The organism is Pseudomonas putida (genome assembly GCF_028682175.1).
GTDB classification, from domain to species: Bacteria; Pseudomonadota; Gammaproteobacteria; order Pseudomonadales; family Pseudomonadaceae; genus Aquipseudomonas; species Aquipseudomonas putida_AD.
On the sequence record NZ_JANHKS010000022.1, the window covers coordinates 21,431 to 35,436 of the forward strand.

Below are 14,006 nucleotides of genomic sequence, written 5' to 3' on the forward strand. Positions count from 1 at the left end.
TAATTCATTGGGTGAAAACCTCTTTCAAACGAGGTGCAATGGTGTCCAGCGGGCGAATTTCCACGGCTGCGTCGATGGCCGCTGCCGCCTTGGGCATGCCATACACCGCGCAGCTTTCCTGATTCTGGGCGATGGTCAGAAACCCCCGCTGACGCATCAGCTTGAGTCCCTGCGCGCCATCACGCCCCATTCCCGTCAACAGAACGCCCACTGCATCCCCGCTCCAATAACTGGCTACGCTCTCGAAAAAGACATCGATCGAGGGCCTGTAAATTTCGTTTACCGGCTCGGCGGTGTAAGCCAGCGTGCCGTTCTTCAAAAGACGTATATGGTGATTGGTCCCCGCCAGCAATACAGCGCCAGGCTGCGGCGGCTCGCCGTCACGGGCCAGGCGCACGGCAAGGCCGGACGAGCTGCTCAGCCACTGCGCCATGCCGGCGGCGAACACCTGATCCACGTGCTGAACCAATACGATGGGGGCCGAAAAATCCTTCGGCAGCCCTTTCAACAGTATTTCCAGGGCAGCAGGGCCGCCGGCCGAGGAGCCGATTGCCACAAGCCCGCGCCGCTGAACCGCATCGCGAACCGGCACAGGGGCCTGGCGCACGCGGCTGTCACGCTGGCCAATCAGCCAGCCTATATTAAGTATCTTGCGCAACAAAGGGGCGGCAGCTTCTTTAGGGTCACCCGCACCGATCGCTGGCGTATCTACCACATCCAGCGCACCGTGGCCCATGGCTTCGAATACGCGGTGTACGTTCTGCTCGCGGTCCACCGTGACGATCACGATGGCGCACGGCGTGGCCGCCATGATACGACGAGTCGCCTCCACGCCGTCCATGACCGGCATGATGAGGTCCATCAGGATCAGGTCCGGCAATACCTCAGCGCATTGCTCGACCGCCTCGGCGCCATTGCGGGCGACCCAGACCACCTGATGCGCAGGCTCGAAAGCCAGCGCACGGCGCAGCGCTTCGACGGCCATGGGCATGTCGTTGACGATGGCGATTTTCATCCTTGCGCATCTCCTATCAACTCAACGACCGCGTCAAGCAACGCATCGTCATGGAAACTGGCCTTGGCCAGGTAGTAGTCGGCGCCTGCGTCCAGCCCTCGTCGACGATCCTCTTCGCGGTCCTTGTAGGACACTACCATGACCGGCAACGACTGCAGACGGCTGTCGCGTCGCAGCAAGGTCACCAGTTCGATACCGTCCATGCGCGGCATGTCGATGTCGGTGATCAACAGGTCGAAATCTTCGGCACGCAAGGCGTTCCAGCCATCCATGCCATCCACCGCCACGGCCACTTCGTAGCCGCGACTGAGCAGCAGTTTGCGCTCGAGCTCGCGTACGGTCAGCGAGTCGTCCACCACCAGCACCCGTTTACGCGGCTGGGCCTGGGCCTCGCGACTGCGCCGGTCGATGCGCTCCAGGCGCCCGGTGTTCAGCAGTTTTTCCACCGAACGCAGCATGTCTTCGACATCGACGATCAGCACCGCCGAACCATCGTCGAGCAAGGCGCCGGCCGAAATATCCTGAACCTTGCCCAGCCGCGGGTCCAGCGGCAACACCACTAACGTGCGCTCGCCGATGAAACGTTCCACCGCCACGCCATACACCGCGTCGCGTTCGCGGATTACCACGACCTTGAGCACGTCTTCACGGTGTTCTCCGGCCGGACGATTGAGCAACTGGCTGGCCGCAACCAGCCCGACATGCCGTTCCTCGTGCCAGAAATGCTGGCGCCCTTCGAGCTGCACGATCTCATCGGCCTGCACATCGCGCATGCGTTCGATGTGCGCCAGCGGGAAGGCGTAGGCCTCGCCGCCCACTTCCACCACCAGGCTGCGGACCACCGAAAGCGTCAGCGGTACTTCAAGGTGGAAGCGACTGCCCTGCCCCGCCTGCTGATGCAGATCGACCCCGCCGCGCAACTGGCGAACCATGTGCAGCACCGCATCGAGCCCAACACCACGGCCCGACACCTCGGTCACCTTGTCGCGCATGCTGAAACCGGGCAGGAACAGGAAGCTCAATAGCTCTTCCTCGCTCAACTGCGCGGCGGTTTCAGCGGGCGACAGTTTGCGCTCGATGATGTTCTGGCGCAGGCGTTCCAGATCGACACCGGCGCCGTCGTCGATCAACTCGACCACCAGCAAGCCGGCCTGATGGGAAGCCCTGAGCTGAATCAGGCCCTCGGCAGGCTTGCCCGCAGCGATGCGCCGCTCAGGGGATTCGATGCCGTGGTCCACCGCGTTACGCAGCAAGTGCGTCAGCGGTGCTTCGAGTTTTTCCAGTACGTCGCGGTCGACCTGGGTCTTCTCGCCGTCGATTTCCAGACGCACCTGCTTGCCCAGCGAGCGGCCCAGGTCGCGGACCATGCGCGCCTGGCCTGCCAGCACGTCGGCGAACGGGCGCATGCGACAGGCAAGGGCGGTGTCGTAGAGCAGTTGCGCACGCTGGCTGGCCTGCCAGCCGAACTCGTCCAGGTCCGAAGTCTGCTGGATCAACAGGTGCTGCGCTTCGCCCAGCAGGCGGCGCGCTTCTTCCAATGCCTTTTGTGCATCGGGGTCGGCGTTTGCGCCCAGCAATGCATCAAGGTTGTCCAGTGCCCGGCTCGCGCCGCTCTGCGAGCGTTTGACCCGCTGCATCGCGGTCAGATAGGGCTTCAGGCGCTGGGTCTCGACCAGCGATTTGCTCGACAGGTCCAGCAGGTTGTTCAAGCGTTCGGCGGTCACCCGCAGGACACGTTCGCCGCCCTCGGCCACGCGACGCTCGCGACGCGGCTCGGCCCTGGCCGCAGGCGCCTGCTCGGTAACGGATTCTTCTTCGGCGACAGGCGCTGGCGCAGGGGGCACAACGGGCGGCTCGGCAAGAGGATGGTCGAACGCCGCCGGGCCCAGTGCCGATTGCACGGACTGCACCAGGGACTGGGCGTTGGCCAGCAGGATGTCTTCCATCGACGGCGCAGCACTCGGCGGCGCAGCCGAAGGCCTGGCGCCGGGTTTGATAAGGTCGTTCATCAACGCGACGTAACCGTCGACGTCGCTCTGCCCTACGCTGCTCTCACCGGGGGTGGCGATGCGCATCAGCATGTCGGTGCCCATCAGCAGCGCATCGATGTGCTCGGGCGCAAGACGCAGGCGGCCTTCCTGGGCTTCGACCAGGCAATCCTCCATGACGTGGGACACGCTGACCCCGGCGTTGACCCCGACGATCCGCGCCGCGCCCTTGAGCGAATGGGCGGCGCGCATGCAGGCTTCCAGTTGATCGGCCTGGGCCGGATTGCGCTCCAGCGCCAACAGGCCTGCGCTGAGCACCTGAGTCTGGGCTTCGGCTTCCAGGGTGAAGAGTTCGAACAACGAGGCGTCGCGCATCTGATCGGGCGTCATGTCATGCTCCGGTTCACTGCCGACAACAGCTGTTCTTCATCCAGCAGGCGCAGGCTGCGGTCGCGCCATCGCACCACACCCCGGGTGAACCGGGCATTGGCGTTGTGCGCAGGGGCCGAGGCCGAATCCAGCAGGCGCGCCTCGATGGCATGAATGCCGTCGACTTCATCCACCGGCACCACCACCGGCCCGCCTTCGGCAGCCACGATCAACATGCGCGGCATGACCCGCGCCTTGCTGGCAGGGGCGAAAGACACATCCAGCCCCAGCAGTTCGACGAACGACAGGCACGCCACCAGCGCACCACGCACGTTCGCCACACCCAGCAGGGCGCGGGAACGCTGGTGCGGCAGCGAATGAATGGTCTGCACCGGCGACACCTCGACCAGGCAACGGGTCGGCAGGCCGAGCCACTCCTCCCCTAAGCGAAACACCACCAGCGAGCGGGTCTGAACGTCACTGGCAAGCTCTTCAGCGCCGGCCACCACGCGATGTTCCTGGGCCAGCGCGTAGCGGTCCAGCAGGCGCGTGGCCGCTGCCGAATACACCGAGCAGTTGCGGCAATGGATGTGTTCTTCGAGCAGCGGACAGGAACGGTCTCCATGGATACCGATGCGGTTCCAGCAATCGTCGATGGCCTGGGCGTCGTTGCTGATGAGTTCGCTGTGCACGCCGGTCATCGGTTGCGTCCTTCTTTATTCACACCGCGCGCAGCACGCTCCTGCAAGCGTCTGGCACCTGCCGTGTCGCCTTGGGCGGCCAGCAGCGCGGCCAGTTGAGCCAGGGCCTCGGGGTGTTGCGGCTCAAGGTAAAGCGCCTTGCGGTAGAAGCCTTGCGCACTCGCGGCATCGCCCTCGACCTCGGCGAGCAGGCCCTGCCAGTAGAACACCCGCGCGACGGGCTCGAAACGCTTGAGGTATTGCTCGCACGCAGCCTTGGCCTGGGCACTCTTGCCCTCGTTGGCCAGGCGCTTGATGCTGTCGAGCAGGGTCGTGGCTTCGCTGTTGTCCAGCGCCGGGCTCGCCGGAGTACGCGGCGGCGCGGCGAACGGACGGACGCTGGCCTTGACTCGCGGCGGGGCAACAGGAACCGGCCTGGCACTGACCGGCAGCGACTCGCTGCGCGCAGGCACGCTGGGCGCGGGGGACTGTTGGGCCAGCGGTTCAGCCCGATGCCTGAAGGCAAACGACTGGGCCACGCCAATGGACGCCATGCCCATGCGCCCCAGCAGGCTGCCCTCGGCAGGCCCGATGAACAGCACGCCGTCGTCGCGGGTCATGCGTTTGAGCGCCTCGAAACCCCGGCGCTGAGTCTCGACATCGAAATAGATCAGCAGGTTGCGGCAGAACACGAAATCGTACGCCGACTGCGCCACCGGCAAGGCCGGATCGAGCAGGTTGCCGGCTTGAAACCCGACCCGCTCGCGCACCCGATCCTCGACCCGATAGCCCTCATCGACCTGGGTGAAGTAGCGCTGGCGAAAACCCTGGTCCTCGCCACGAAAGGAGTTCTTGCCGTAGACCGCACGCCGCGCCCGTTGCAGGGACAAGGGGCTGATGTCCACCGCTTCGACCTTGAACTGCTGCGCCTGCAAACCGGCATCGAACAACGCCATGACGATCGAATACGGCTCCTCGCCGGTCGAACACGGCAGGCTGAGGATGCGCAAAGGCCGCGCGCCGTTGAGCTGCGCCAACCGTGCGGCCGCAAGTTTGCCGAGGGTGACGAAGGATTCCGGGTACCTGAAAAACCAGGTCTCGGGCACGATCACCGCTTCGATCAGCGCCTGTTGTTCTTCAGCCGATCCCAGCAGCAACAGCCAGTAGGCGTCGTGGTCGGCGGCATTGGCCTGGATGCAGCGCTGACGCACCGCGCGCTCGACAATGGCCTCGCCCACCGATGCCACGTCCAGCCCGATGCGGTTTTTCAGGAAACCGAAGAAACGCGCGTCGGCACTCATGGCGTCGCCTCGAACTGCTCAAGGCTCATGGGCTCGCGGGGGAACAGCAGGTCACGCACCGCATCGTTGAGCAGGTCCGGCACGCGAATCCACTGCAACAGGCCCAGTTCATCCTCGCGCACCGGCCCCAGGTACGGCGCCTGGCGGTTGTCCAGCCCGTAGGCCTTGAACTCCAGAGGGCTGCAACGCAGGGTGTCGGTGGCCTGTTCCAGAATCAGCCCCAGCCGCTGCGGCGCCCGGTCGGCTCCGGGGCGATAGTGCACCAGCACCAGCCGCGTACTGGTGCGCAGCGGGGCCAGTTCGCCGAAAGTCAGGGCGCTCAGGTCGATGACCGGGATCACCGCGCCGCGATGGGCAAACACACCGGCCACCCAGTGCGGTGCCTGGGCGATGGGCTTGAGCATCAGGCGCGGCAGCACCTCGGCGACTTCCGTCGCTTCCAGCGCATAGCGTTCCGTGCCGATCCGGAACAACAGGAACAGCTTGTTCTTGGGCAGCACGGGCGCATTGCGTTTGGCGGAATGCTCAGTCATGGAAAGGCTCAGACCTTGAATCGCGAAACGCCGCTGCGCAGCCCCACGGCCACCTGACTCAGTTCGTCGATGGCGAAACTGGCCTGACGCAGGGACTCCACGGTCTGGCTGCTGGCATCACCCAGTTGCACCAGCGCCTGATTGATCTGTTCGGCGCCGGTGGCCTGGGCCTGCATGCCTTCGTTGACCATCAACACCCGCGGCGCCAGCGCCTGGACCTGGTGGATGATCTGCGAAAGCTGCTCGCCGACCTGGGTCACTTCGAACATGCCGCGACGCACTTCCTCGGAGAACTTGTCCATGCCCATGACCCCGGCCGACACCGCCGACTGGATCTCGCGCACCATCTGTTCGATGTCGTAGGTGGCCACGGCGGTCTGGTCGGCCAGGCGCCGCACTTCGGTGGCGACCACGGCAAATCCGCGGCCGTACTCGCCGGCTTTTTCCGCTTCGATGGCGGCGTTGAGCGACAGCAGGTTGGTCTGGTCGGCGACCTTGACGATGGTCACCACCACCTGATTGATGTTGCCGGCCTTCTCGTTGAGGATCGCAAGCTTGGAGTTGACCAGGTCGGCTGCGCCCATCACCGAGTGCATGGTCTCTTCCATGCGGGCCAGGCCTTGCTGGCCGGAGCCTGCGAGAATGGATGCCTGATCGGCGGCAGACGTGACTTCGGTCATGGTACGCACCAGGTCTCGGGAGGTCGCGGCGATCTCCCGTGAAGTGGCGCCGATTTCAGTGGTGGTGGCCGCCGTCTCGGTGGCGGTGGCCTGCTGCTGCTTGGAAGTGGCGGCAATTTCGGTCACCGAGGTTGTGACCTGCACCGACGAGCGCTGCGCCTGGGACACCAGCGCCGCCAGTTCCGTGACCATGTCATTGAAGCCGGTCTGCACGGTGTTGAATTCGTCCTGGCGTTCCAGGTTCAGGCGGCTGCTCAGGTCACCTGTGCGCATGGTTTCCAGAATCTTCACGATACGGTTCATCGGCGCCAGGATCGTGCGCATCAGCAGCAGGCCGCAAGCGACCGCCGCCAGCACGGCGATGATCAGCGAGATCCCCAGGGTGATTTTGGATACCGAAACCGCCGCCTGAATGTTATCGGCGGCGCGGTCGGCATTGACCTTGTTCTTGGTGCCCAGGGCATTGAGCACCTTGCGGCCATCGAACCACAATGGGGTCAACTGTTCGACGAAGATGCGCTGGGCCAGGGCGTAGTTGTCACCCTGATAGGCCGCCAGAATGCCATTGAGCACTAACTGATAGCGTTCGCGCAGTTGCAGGAACTGGGCGAAGTCGGTGCGATCGGCTTCTTCGAAGATACTCTTCTGGTAGTTGGCGATCTGCGCCTGCAAGCGGTCTTCGAAGTCCTTGTACTGGTCTTCTTCGGCGTTGGTCAGGCTGCGCCCGGTGCCCTCGGCGAGCAATTGCTGGGTGCGCACATAGCTTTCCACCCAGGCGCCGCGCACGGTGCTGCTGTAATAGACGCCAGGCAAGGCATCCAGACGCACTTCATCTGCACTGTCTTCAATGACCAGAAGCCGGGTGAAAGCCACGACAACCATCAGCAGCATGATGGCGATGATTACAGCGAAGCTCGCCAAGATACGTTGACGCAACGTCCAGTTCTTCACAGTCAGCCCTCAAGAGTTCAACACCGGCGCAACCGGGTTCAAGAAGCGGACCGAAGAACGGCCCGAAGCGAGCGGAGTATAGCCTAGTGCCTTACCGATTAATCTGGCTGTTTCCGACATAACTTACGTAATTACGCACACATATAACGGAAATATCTGACAGGTTATCGGCATTGGGGGCGTTTACCTTACCCGTAGCAGCACGGCTTGCCGGCGACAGCGCCAGCTGAGACACGTTTATATCAACTGACACACTGCGATCGCGGGCACGCGCTCCTACGGCCTCCGGCCAGAGCCCGGTTGCGCGTCCGACACAAACCCGTAGCAGCCGGGCTTGCCCGCGGGATCGATCTTGCGGCCGCCCCGCCGGCAAGCCGGACTGCTACGGGGCGATGGTGTGCTTTCGACTTTGACTCGGAGCTTTGTGCGCGGGCTATTGTTGCGCTTGGCGGACCTGGTTTTCCAGTTCGGCCTTGAGGCTCGGTTCAAGCTTCAGTTGGCGGGCCAATTCATCCAGGTATGCGCGCTCCATGAAGTGCTCTTCATCGACCATCATCACGCTGGCCAGGTACATCTCGGCGGCGATTTCCGGGGTCTGGGCGGCGCGGGCGACGTCGGCGGGGTCCAGCGGTTTGTTCAGCTCGGCGTGGAGCCAGTGCTGCAACTGTTGATCGCCGGTCAGGCGGGTGAATTCGCCTTCGATCAACTGCCGCTCATTGTCATCCACATGCCCATCGGCCTTGGCCGCTGCCACCAGCGCCTTGAGGATCGCTTCGCTGTGTTGCTCGACCTGGGCGGGCGGTACGCGGTCGACGGTTTGCGGTTCGGCGGCGTTGGTCGCGCCCTGGTTGGCCTGCCAGTTGCCATAGGCCTTGTAGGCCAGCACTCCCAGCGCGGCGAGGCCGCCGTAGGTCAGCGCCTTGCCGCCGATCTTGCGGGCTTTCTTGTTGCCCAACAGCAAACCCATGGCCCCGGCCGCCAGCGCGCCGCCTCCGGCCCCGGACAGAAACCCGCCTGCATTACCGCCGGCGACTTTGCCGAGCAAGTCACCCAGGCCGCCCTGCCCGCCGCTGCCCTGAACGCTTCTGCCTTGGCCGCCGGCCTTGCTTTGCAGCAGGTCCTGGCCGGATTTCAACAACTGATCGAGCAAGCCGCGCGTATTCATGGAAAACCTCGTGATAACGGAACAGACCATTCGACTCGCAGGTTAAGGCGAAGTCGTCAGGCCCGGTTTTCGGGAGTGCTTCCAGATGTTGCAGCGGTATTCCGGGCCGCTGGCAGCCTTTCTAAAAAAACGATATACACTCGACAAAATCAAAAAAACCAAGCGAGCTACCCTTTTCATGATGACGCTACGCCAGATCCGCCACTTCATCGCCGTGGCCGAGACCGGATCGATTTCCGCTGCGGCCCAGGCGGTGTTCATTTCCCAGTCCACGTTGACCCTGGCCATCCAGCAACTGGAAGAGGACATCGGCGTCAGCCTGTTCAGCCGCCACGCCAAGGGCATGACCCTGACCCATCAGGGGCATCAGTTCCTGCGGCAAGCGCACCTGATTCTCGCCACCGTGGAAAACGCCAAGCGCAGCCTGCAGCAAGGTGCCGAACAGGTGGCCGGGCAGCTCATCATCGGGGTGACCAGCCTGGTCGCCGGTTATTACCTGGCGGACCTGCTGATCCGCTTTCAGCGCGCCTACCCCAATGTCGACATCCGCGTCATGGAGGACGAACGCCCATACATCGAGCATTTGCTGGTCAGCGGCGAGATCGATGTCGGGGTGTTGATCCTGTCCAACCTCGAAGACCGTCATGCGCTGCAGACCGAAGTACTGACCCATTCCCCGCACCGGTTGTGGCTTCCGGCGCAGCATCCGTTGCTTGAACACGACAACATCAACCTGAGCGACGTGGCGTGCGAGCCGCTGATCCAGCTCAACGTCGACGAGATGGGGGTGAACGCCCAGCGCATCTGGTCCCGCGCCGGCTTGCAGCCCAAGGTGACGCTGCGCACCGCGTCCACCGAGGCGGTGCGCAGCCTGGTGGCCGCAGGGCTTGGCGTCTCGATCCAGCCGGACATGACCTACCGGCCATGGTCGCTGGAGGGCGACATCATCGAGGCGCGCCCGATTGCGGACCTGACCCAGACGCTGGACGTGGGCCTGGCCTGGCGCCGGGGCACGGCACGGCCTTCGCTGGTCGATCCCTTCTTGAGCGTGGCGCGGGAACAACCCCACCCCGGGCGCAGGCCATCGATTTAATCGAACGCTGCATTCTTTATTTAGAATTTGTCGAGCGCTGTATGTGGCACTAGGCTCTGAGGCTTGGAAACAGTTCCATCCTCGTCGCGGGCAAGCGCGCTCCTACAGGGGAATGCGATCGACTGTAGGAGCGCGCTTGCCCGCGACGACGTTGGCATCAACGACCGTTTCATCGGATCGGACACTGACACAAGGACGCTCGAACAATGGCTGGCACTGCAACCCCACAATTCTTCACCTCGCTGTTGATCGACGGTGAACTGGTCGCGGGCCAGGGGTTTGTCGAGCCGATCGTCAATCCGGCCACCGGCGAGGTGCTGGTTCATATCGCCGAAGCCAGCATCGAGCAGGTAGAAAGCGCGATCCTGGCCGCCAACCGCGCGTTCATCGGCTGGTCCCGGACCACCCCGCAACAACGCTCCAACATTCTGCTCGGCATCGCCGACGCCATCGAAAAACACGCCGACCACCTCGCCCGCCTGGAATCGCTGAACTGCGGCAAGCCGCTGCACCTGGCGCGTCAGGATGACCTGAGCGCCACCGTCGATGTGTTCCGCTTCTTCGCCGGTGCCGTGCGCTGCCAGACCGGGCAGTTGTCCGGTGAATACGTGCCGGGCTACACCAGCATGGTGCGCCGCGATCCGATTGGCGTCGTGGCTTCGATCGCGCCCTGGAACTACCCGATCATGATGGCTGCCTGGAAAATCGCCCCGGCGCTGGCGGCGGGCAACACCCTGGTGTTCAAGCCATCGGAGCACACGCCGCTGTCGATCCTCGCGCTGGCCCCGGTGTTCGCAGACCTGTTGCCCAATGGCGTGATCAACATTGTCTGCGGTGGCGGCGAGGGCGTCGGCAGCCACCTGGTCAGCCACCCGAAAGTGCGCATGGTGTCGCTGACCGGCGATATCGTCACGGGCCAGAAAATCCTCCAGGCCGCTGCCAAGACCCTCAAGCGTACTCACCTGGAACTGGGCGGCAAGGCGCCGGTGATCGTCTGCAATGACGCCGACATCGCCGCAGTGGTCGAAGGCGTGCGCACCTACGGCTACTACAACGCAGGCCAGGATTGCACCGCCGCCTGCCGCATCTACGCCCAGGCCGGAATTCACGACAAGCTGGTGGCCGAACTCGGCGCCGCCGTCAGCAGCCTGCGCTTTGCCAGCAAACGCGACGCCGACAATGAAATCGGGCCACTGATCAGCACCCGCCAGCGCGACCGCGTGGCCAGCTTCGTCGAGCGCGCCCTGAGCCAGCCACACATCGAACGCATCACCGGCGCCGCCGTGCATTCCGGCCCGGGTTTTTTCTATCAGCCGACCTTGCTTGCGGGCTGCAAACAAGGCGACGAGATCGTCCAGCGCGAAGTGTTCGGCCCGGTGGTGACCGTGACCCGCTTTGACGAACTCTCCCAGGCCGTGGACTGGGCCAACGACTCCGAATACGGCCTGGCCTCCTCGATCTGGACCCAGAATCTGGACAAGGCGATGCAGGTTGCGGCGCGTCTGCAATACGGCTGCACCTGGGTCAACAGCCATTTCATGCTGGTCAGCGAAATGCCTCACGGCGGCTTGAAGCGCTCGGGGTACGGGAAAGATCTGTCCAGTGATTCGCTTCAGGACTACAGCGTGGTGCGCCACATCATGGCCAGGAGCAGCTACGAGCTGTAAGCCGCAAGCTTCAAGTAAAGCAATAAGAACAGCTGTACCTGCGATCTTCCAGCTACAAGTAAAGGGCATGAGTGACGACCTCTTGCCGCTTGAAGCTCGCAACTGATGTCTCTCTGCCCAAGAACATAAATAAACGAGGGGAAGCACCATGTCAGTACACAAGACCGCGCTCCTGAGCGCCATCATTACCGCGCTGTTCGCCAGCGGCACGCTGCAAGCGGCCGAAGCGCTCAAGGCTGTCGGCGACGGCGAAGGCCAGCTGGATATCGTCGCGTGGCCGGGCTACATCGAGCGCGGCGAGAGCGACAAGGCCTATGACTGGGTCACCGGCTTCGAGAAGGAGACCGGTTGCAAGGTCAACGTCAAGACCGCCGCCACGTCCGACGAAATGGTCAGCCTGATGACCAAGGGCGGTTATGACCTGGTGACGGCGTCCGGCGATGCTTCGCTGCGCCTGGTGGCGGGCAAGCGTGTGCAGCCGATCAACACCGACCTGATCCCCAACTGGAAGAGCCTGGATCCGCGCCTGAAGGACGGGCCGTGGTACACCGTCAACAAGCAAACCTACGGCACGCCCTATCAGTGGGGCCCGAACGTGCTGATGTACAACACCGATGTGTTCAAGACGCCGCCAGTGAGCTGGAGCGTGGTGTTCGAGCCGCAGAACCTGCCGGACGGCAAGCCGAACAAAGGCCGCGTGCAGGCCTACGACGGCCCGATCTACATCGCCGACGCTGCGCTGTATCTGAAATCCGCCAAGCCTGACTTGAAGATCGAAGACCCCTACCAGCTCACCGAAACCCAGTACAAGGCCGTGCTCGACCTGTTGCGCGCCCAGCACCCGCTGGTGCATCGCTACTGGCATGACGCGACGGTGCAGATGAGCGATGTGAAAAACGAAGGCGTCGCGGCGTCCAGCTCCTGGGGCTACATGGTCAACGGCCTGGTGGCCGACAAGCAGCCGGTGGCCTCGACCATCCCGCAGGAAGGCGCCACTGGCTGGGCCGACACCACCATGCTGCACGCCGACGCCAAGCATCCGAACTGCGCCTACAAGTGGATGGATTGGTCGCTGCAACCCAAGGTCCAGGGTGACGTAGCCGCCTGGTTCGGTTCGCTGCCGGTGGTGCCTGCGGCGTGCAAGGGCAGTGAACTGCTGGGCGCCGAGGGCTGCGCCACCAACGGCTTCGACCTGTTCGACAAGATCGCCTTCTGGAAAACCCCCGAGGCCCAGGGCGGCAAATACGTGCCGTACAGCCGCTGGACCCAGGATTACATCGCGATCATGGGCGGGCGTTAGTCCCTCGATTCGCCGGATGAACCCGTTCTCCGGCGCACCACTAAACCTGTAGGAGTGAGCTTGCTCGCGATGGCGTCGTATCAGTCAGCCAATCTGCGACGCCAAGAATGCGATCGCGAGCAAGCTCACTCCTACAGGGTCCCGGGCATCCCGATCGGCATACACCGTTTGTACCGGCCTTTAGGCGGATCGATCCGCTCCCACGAGGGCCAATTGGAGTTTCACCATGACCCTTGCAGTCCAGTTCACCCACGTTTCCCGTCAGTTCGGCGAAGTGAAGGCCGTTGACCGGGTTTCCATCGATATCAAGGACGGCGAGTTCTTTTCCATGCTCGGCCCCTCGGGCTCGGGCAAGACCACCTGCCTGCGCCTGATCGCAGGCTTCGAGCAGCCCAGTGCAGGCTCGATCCGCATTCACGGCGAGGAAGCCGCAGGACTCCCGCCCTACGAGCGTGACGTCAACACCGTGTTTCAGGACTACGCCCTGTTCCCCCACATGAACGTGCGCGACAACGTCGCCTATGGTCTGAAGGTCAAAGGCGTGGGCAAGAGTGAACGCCTGGCCCGCGCCGAAGAAGCCCTGGGCATGGTTGCCTTGGGCGGGTACGGCGATCGCAAGCCGGTGCAACTTTCGGGCGGTCAGCGCCAGCGTGTGGCCCTGGCCCGCGCACTGGTCAATCGCCCTCGCGTGTTGCTGCTGGACGAACCCCTCGGCGCCCTCGACCTGAAGCTGCGCGAGCAGATGCAGAGCGAGCTGAAAAAGCTCCAGCGCCAGTTGGGCATCACCTTCATCTTCGTTACCCACGACCAGACTGAAGCGCTGTCGATGTCCGACCGCGTGGCGGTGTTCAACAAGGGCCGCATCGAGCAGGTCGATACCCCGCGCAACCTGTACATGAAGCCGGCCACCACTTTCGTCGCCGAATTCGTCGGCACCTCCAACGTGCTGCGCGGCGAACTGGCGCAACACCTCAGTGGCAAACCCAACGCGTTCTCGATTCGCCCCGAACACATCCGCTTTGCCGATGGCCCTGTGGGCAGTCACGAGATCGAAGTCAGCGGCCTGCTCCACGACATTCAGTATCAGGGGAGCGCCACCCGCTACGAGCTGAAACTGGACAACGGCCAGACCCTGAGCGTCAGCCAGGCCAACACCCAGTGGCTGGACACCAGCGCTCAGCACCAGCCCGGCCAGCGCGTCACCGCACGCTGGGCACGGGAGGCGATGATCCCGCTGCATGACACCGTTGCCGAGGCCCAGTGA

Annotated in this window: 11 protein-coding genes; 4 read left to right on the plus strand and 7 right to left on the minus strand. The window is 63.7% G+C overall.

Annotated elements, in window-relative coordinates; genetic code table 11:
* Positions 1 to 4: 4 nt before the first annotated feature.
* The 7 genes from NPS29_RS16240 to NPS29_RS16270 form a co-directional block, all read right to left on the minus strand.
* Positions 5 to 1,015 carry a chemotaxis response regulator protein-glutamate methylesterase gene (locus tag NPS29_RS16240; RefSeq protein ID WP_274133755.1) on the minus strand — a complete coding sequence of 337 codons (1,011 nt, stop codon included), beginning with the start codon at positions 1,013 to 1,015 and terminating at the stop codon, positions 5 to 7.
* Complete coding sequence (locus NPS29_RS16245; protein ID WP_274133756.1) at positions 1,012 to 3,393, minus strand: hybrid sensor histidine kinase/response regulator; 2,382 nt, start codon at positions 3,391 to 3,393, stop codon at positions 1,012 to 1,014. The genes NPS29_RS16240 and NPS29_RS16245 overlap by 4 nt, the downstream gene beginning before the upstream one ends.
* Positions 3,390 to 4,073: a chemotaxis protein CheW gene (locus tag NPS29_RS16250; RefSeq protein WP_274133757.1), complete on the minus strand. Its 684-nt coding sequence runs from the start codon at positions 4,071 to 4,073 to the stop codon at positions 3,390 to 3,392. Before NPS29_RS16250 ends, NPS29_RS16245 begins: the two co-directional genes overlap by 4 nt.
* Entirely contained in the window at positions 4,070 to 5,353 is a 1,284-nt protein-coding gene (locus NPS29_RS16255; protein ID WP_274133758.1) for a CheR family methyltransferase, read from the minus strand. Before NPS29_RS16255 ends, NPS29_RS16250 begins: the two co-directional genes overlap by 4 nt.
* Positions 5,350 to 5,886, minus strand: coding sequence for a chemotaxis protein CheW (locus tag NPS29_RS16260; protein WP_274133759.1), 537 nt, complete (start codon positions 5,884 to 5,886; stop codon positions 5,350 to 5,352). The genes NPS29_RS16255 and NPS29_RS16260 overlap by 4 nt, the downstream gene beginning before the upstream one ends.
* Positions 5,887 to 5,894: 8 nt before the next feature.
* On the minus strand, positions 5,895 to 7,517 hold the full coding sequence (locus NPS29_RS16265) for a methyl-accepting chemotaxis protein (protein ID WP_274133760.1): 1,623 nt from the start codon (positions 7,515 to 7,517) through the stop codon (positions 5,895 to 5,897).
* Positions 7,518 to 7,950: 433 nt separating this feature from the next.
* Positions 7,951 to 8,682 carry a tellurite resistance TerB family protein gene (locus NPS29_RS16270; protein WP_274133761.1) on the minus strand — a complete coding sequence of 244 codons (732 nt, stop codon included), beginning with the start codon at positions 8,680 to 8,682 and terminating at the stop codon, positions 7,951 to 7,953.
* 178 nt (positions 8,683 to 8,860) lie between these two features.
* On the opposite strand from NPS29_RS16270, the gene NPS29_RS16275 reads away from it, so the two are divergent.
* The 4 genes from NPS29_RS16275 to NPS29_RS16290 all read left to right on the plus strand — a co-directional run bounded on the left by NPS29_RS16275 (position 8,861) and on the right by NPS29_RS16290 (position 14,006).
* Positions 8,861 to 9,775, plus strand: coding sequence for a LysR substrate-binding domain-containing protein (locus tag NPS29_RS16275; protein WP_274133762.1), 915 nt, complete (start codon positions 8,861 to 8,863; stop codon positions 9,773 to 9,775).
* A 206-nt stretch (positions 9,776 to 9,981) separates the two neighbouring features.
* Positions 9,982 to 11,442, plus strand: a complete 1,461-nt coding sequence (locus NPS29_RS16280) for a gamma-aminobutyraldehyde dehydrogenase (protein ID WP_274133763.1) — start codon at positions 9,982 to 9,984, stop codon at positions 11,440 to 11,442.
* A 148-nt stretch (positions 11,443 to 11,590) separates the two neighbouring features.
* Positions 11,591 to 12,742: a putative ABC transporter substrate-binding protein YdcS gene (gene ydcS / locus NPS29_RS16285; RefSeq protein ID WP_274133764.1), complete on the plus strand. Its 1,152-nt coding sequence runs from the start codon at positions 11,591 to 11,593 to the stop codon at positions 12,740 to 12,742.
* Between the two features lie 226 nt (positions 12,743 to 12,968).
* Entirely contained in the window at positions 12,969 to 14,006 is a 1,038-nt protein-coding gene (locus tag NPS29_RS16290) for an ABC transporter ATP-binding protein (protein WP_274133765.1), read from the plus strand.

What these genes read in the sequence shown, in the direction of transcription:
- ydcS (WP_274133764.1), top strand. Translation starts at nt 11,591, where the DNA reads ATGTCAGTACACAAGACCGCGCTCCTGAGCGCCATCATTACCGCGCTG.
- NPS29_RS16240 (WP_274133755.1), bottom strand. Translation starts at nt 1,015, where the DNA reads ATGAAAATCGCCATCGTCAACGACATGCCCATGGCCGTCGAAGCGCTG.
- NPS29_RS16280 (WP_274133763.1), top strand. Translation starts at nt 9,982, where the DNA reads ATGGCTGGCACTGCAACCCCACAATTCTTCACCTCGCTGTTGATCGAC.
- NPS29_RS16250 (WP_274133757.1), bottom strand. Translation starts at nt 4,073, where the DNA reads ATGACCGGCGTGCACAGCGAACTCATCAGCAACGACGCCCAGGCCATC.
- NPS29_RS16245 (WP_274133756.1), bottom strand. Translation starts at nt 3,393, where the DNA reads ATGACGCCCGATCAGATGCGCGACGCCTCGTTGTTCGAACTCTTCACC.
- NPS29_RS16255 (WP_274133758.1), bottom strand. Translation starts at nt 5,353, where the DNA reads ATGAGTGCCGACGCGCGTTTCTTCGGTTTCCTGAAAAACCGCATCGGG.
- NPS29_RS16290 (WP_274133765.1), top strand. Translation starts at nt 12,969, where the DNA reads ATGACCCTTGCAGTCCAGTTCACCCACGTTTCCCGTCAGTTCGGCGAA.
- NPS29_RS16260 (WP_274133759.1), bottom strand. Translation starts at nt 5,886, where the DNA reads ATGACTGAGCATTCCGCCAAACGCAATGCGCCCGTGCTGCCCAAGAAC.
- NPS29_RS16275 (WP_274133762.1), top strand. Translation starts at nt 8,861, where the DNA reads ATGATGACGCTACGCCAGATCCGCCACTTCATCGCCGTGGCCGAGACC.
- NPS29_RS16270 (WP_274133761.1), bottom strand. Translation starts at nt 8,682, where the DNA reads ATGAATACGCGCGGCTTGCTCGATCAGTTGTTGAAATCCGGCCAGGAC.